Annotated in this window: 1 protein-coding gene; it reads right to left on the reverse strand. The window is 74.7% G+C overall.

The features are described 5' to 3' along the window. Window positions 1-126: 126 nt before the first annotated feature. Window positions 127-2946, reverse strand: a complete 2820-nt coding sequence (locus ACWEPF_RS39650) for a hypothetical protein (protein WP_452176492.1) — start codon at window positions 2944-2946, stop codon at window positions 127-129. Window positions 2947-3207 lie beyond the last annotated feature (261 nt).

Genomic DNA, 3207 nt, shown 5'->3' on the forward strand with positions numbered 1-3207 from the left:
GAACGCGACCGGCCGCGCATCCGTTGGCCGATCGGACCTGACGGAGTCTGCGCCCGGTGAGAAGGCCGCAGGCCGGGAGGGCGGACGGGGGCCGGCCCCCGCACGGAAGTGACGACGCGTCAATCCTCAGACGTGGGTCCCGGAGGCCCAGAGCGTGACGACGCCGTCGGCGTCGTACAGCACCAGGTTGCCGTCGGTCTGGACCACCAGGTAGGCGCCCTGGTGGCCCCAGGTGCGGGTGGACCAGAGGGGGCGGGCGGTGTCGTCGTAGACCACGACGTTGCCGTCGCTCTGAACGAACAGGTACGCGCCCGGGTGACCCCAGGTGCCGGCGGACCAGAGGGCGCGGCCGGCGTCGGCCAGGACGGGGTTGCCGTCCGCCTGCTGGGTGAGGACGACCGTGCTGTCGTACGCGGCGGCCACCGCGTTGCCGGTGTGCAGCGAGGTGCCGGACCAGAGCGGCGCGCCGCGCCGGGCGCCGGCCCGGTTGTCGGTGCCGGTGGCCCAGAGGCGGCTGCCGTCCGTGTCGTACACGGCGAGGTCCAGGTCGTCCTGCAGGACGGCGCGGGCGTTGCGGTGGGTCCAGGTGCCGGTGGCCCACAGGGGGCGGCCGTCGGCGGCCTTGACCAGCAGGTTGCCGTCCGACTGCATGACGGCCGTGGCGCCGTTGTTGCCCCACGTGCCGGACGACCAGCGGGCGTTGCCGGTGGCCTTGGAGTACAGCACCAGGTTCCCGTCCGCCTGCATCACCAGCCGGCCGGCCTGCGACTCCACCGTCTCGCCCGACCGCACCGTGCGCCCCGAGGGGATCACCGTGCCCCTGACGTCGATCTCGGGGTGGTTCGTGCCGGTGGACCAGCGGACCTTGCTGTCGACGTCGAGGATCGCCAGGTTGCCGTCCGTGCCGAGCAGCAGCCGGGCACCGGTGGTGTTCCAGGTCTCGCTGGACCAGAGCGGCGCGCCGGCCGCGTCCCGGATCACCAGGTTGCCGTCCGCCTCCAGGGCGACGGCCGCGCCGGGGCGGCCCGCGGTGCCCGAGGTCCAGAGCACCTTGGCGGACCGACGGTCGGTCAGCACCAGGTTCCCGTCCGCCCCCATGGTGAGCGCGGTCGTCTCGGTGGTCAGCTGCTCGCCGGCCTTGAGCGAACGCCCTGTCAGGAGCAGGGACCCGGCGCTCTCGTGGGCCGGGTCGTACGTCCGGGTCGACCAGAGCGCGGTGCCCTGGCCGTTGCGGAGCACCACGTTGCAGTCGTCCTGCACCGAGAGCACGGCAGGGCCGGAGCTGCCCGGGGCGGTGGTGGTGTTCGACCAGTAGGCGTAGTCGTTGGCCGTGCGGAGTTCGAGCACGCCGTCCGACCGGACGGCCAGGTGGCCGGCGGGCGTCTGCGGCGAGTTGCTGGACCACAGCACCTTGCCGGTGGCCAGCTCGGTGACCACCAGGCTGCCGCGCGGGTCGACCTTCAGGCTCACGCACGCCGAGTAGAGCACGTCCAGCGCGCCGACGGTCTCGGAGGAGGAGACCTTGCTCCGGATCCGGCTGAGGTCGCCGAACGACTCGTACGGGCCGAGCGGGAGGAGGTCACCGACCCGGGCGGCGCCCCGGTGCACGACCGTGACCAGGTCCTGGGCCTTGCTGGACCACATGGCGGCCAGCAGGTCCGGGTTGCCGTCCCCGTCCAGGTCGCCCTGCGAGGAGAAGGAGCGCTCGGCGGAGTACCAGGCGTCGGGCTTGGCCTTCCCCGGGAAGGTGAGCATGTCGAAGACCGCCGGGAACGGGGCCGGGCCGGAGGCCGGGTCCGCGGTGATCGCGCCCCAGGTCTGGCGGGCCGAGCCGTCGCACGGCGCCGTGGTGGCCGGCGCACCCGGAACGGCGGTCAGGCAGGTGCCGTCCGCGGCCCGGAGCCCGGCGGCGGCGGTGGGCCTCCACTGCTGCGCGGGGAGCCCGGAGCAGTCCTCGGTGGTGAACCTGCCGTCCCGGAGGGTGAAGCAGAGGTTGCCGTCGCGCAGCGTCCCGTCCGTGGCCTCGCGCCAGAGGGTGGAGACCTGCGCGCACGACAGCACCGAGCCCGTCCCGTTGAGGCACTGCCGGCCCCCGGTCGCGTCCCGCTCGCCGTTCTGCACCGCGAAGGCGGCCATCGGCGAGTAGAGCTGCTTCACCGGCAGGCCGTCCGGGCCGAACTCCAGGCGGTAGGAGACGAGGGCCGGGGTCGAGCCGCGGAGGGCGGACGCCCAGAGCGTCGGCACGCCGCCGACCTTGCCCGGGGCGATCAGGGTGGCCCCGGTCCAGTTGAAGACGCCCAGCTTCACCGGGGCGCCGATCACCGCACCGCCGGCCTTGCCCGGGTAGTACCAGACGGTGTCGCCCTCCAGCGTGACCAGGTCCGGCAGGCCGTCCTTGTTGGCGACCCCGTCGGTGGCCAGCACCTGGGTGACCGAGCCCCAGTACGGTTGGTACCCCGTGCAGTCCGACCCCGCCGCGCAGGTGGCCGGCTTGGCCACCACGACGGCCCGGTCCGGCTTGGTGAAGTACCCGGGCTTCCCACCGGAGTTGGCGTCGTTCGGGTACAGGTAGAGGGTGTTCGACACGGTGCTGAAGGCGAAGAGGTCGTCCCCCTTGCCGCCGGTCGCACTGCCCCGGTTGCTCACCCTGTAGGTGGACCAGTCCCGGCCGTCCGGGCTCTGCGCCGCCGTGGACGCCGTGTACGGCGCACCGCCGGCCGGCAGCACCGTCAGCCCGGGCAGCGGCTGCGGGGTCGCGGTGCTCACCGTGAGCACGTCCACCCGGCCGTCCCCGGTCAGGTCACCGGCCACCTTGGCGGCCGGCGCCGGCGGCGCCTCCGCGTGCGACGGCACGGCCAGACCGCCGGTCAGCACCGCCGCCAGTGCGGCCGCGGCCGCGAATCGTCCGCCGCCTGCGCGGCGTAGGGCGCGAGCGCGTTCCCCCATGTCCCAACCTCCCCCGTGGTACCGGGCCTTCGGCCCGGCCGACCGGCCCGTGGAGACGGACCGGGGGGGCAGGTTATCGCCCGTCAGTTCGCACCCACCACGCCGCATTCGGTGAACAGACGCCGACGGGGTGGTGGGGGGGGCGGGGGGGGGGGGGGGGCGCCCCCCCCCCCGCCCGGGGGGGGGGGGGGGGGGGGGGAGAGAGGGGAGGGTGGGAAAGCCCGCCCCCCCCCCCGCGGCGCCCCACACCCACCCACGGCC

Source organism: Kitasatospora sp. NPDC004289, assembly GCF_053602875.1.